Raw genomic sequence first — 571 nt, forward strand, 5'->3', positions numbered from 1 at the left:
AGAAGAAGCCCAGCGGGTTGATGTCGTAGCTCACCAGCAGGTTCTTGGTCTGCTGGTAGTGGTCGAGCATCATCTTGTGCGTCTCGCGACCGACGCCGGACTTCTTGTAGCCGCCGAACGCGGCGTGGGCCGGGTACAGGTGGTAGCAGTTGGTCCACACGCGACCGGCCTTGATCCCGCGGCCCATGCGGTAGGCGCGGTTGATGTCGCGGGTCCAGAGGCCGGCGCCGAGGCCGTACTCGGTGTCGTTGGCGATGGCCAGGGCCTCGGCTTCGTCCTTGAAGGTGGTGACGCCGACCACCGGGCCGAAGATTTCCTCCTGGAACACGCGCATGCCGTTGTGCCCCTTGAGCAGGGTCGGCTGGATGTAGTAGCCGCTGGCCAGGTTGCCTTCGAGCTTCTCGACGCTGCCGCCGGCGAGCAGCTCGGCGCCTTCCTGCTGGGCGATGTCGAGGTAGGAGAGGATCTTCTCGTACTGCTGCTGGGAAGCCTGGGCGCCGACCATGGTCTCGGTGTCCAGCGGGTCGCCGCGCTTGATCGCCCTGACCTTTTTCAGCACCTCTTCCATGAA

At 65.0% G+C, this 571-nt stretch carries 1 protein-coding gene; it reads right to left on the reverse strand.

What is annotated here, in order from left to right:
* Positions 1-571, reverse strand: a 571-nt coding sequence (locus LJF27_RS30330; RefSeq protein WP_003102777.1) for an aldehyde dehydrogenase family protein, incomplete at both ends; no start/stop codon positions are given.

This window comes from Pseudomonas sp. 203-8, from assembly GCF_020708595.1.
Classification (GTDB): domain Bacteria; phylum Pseudomonadota; class Gammaproteobacteria; order Pseudomonadales; family Pseudomonadaceae; genus Pseudomonas; species Pseudomonas aeruginosa.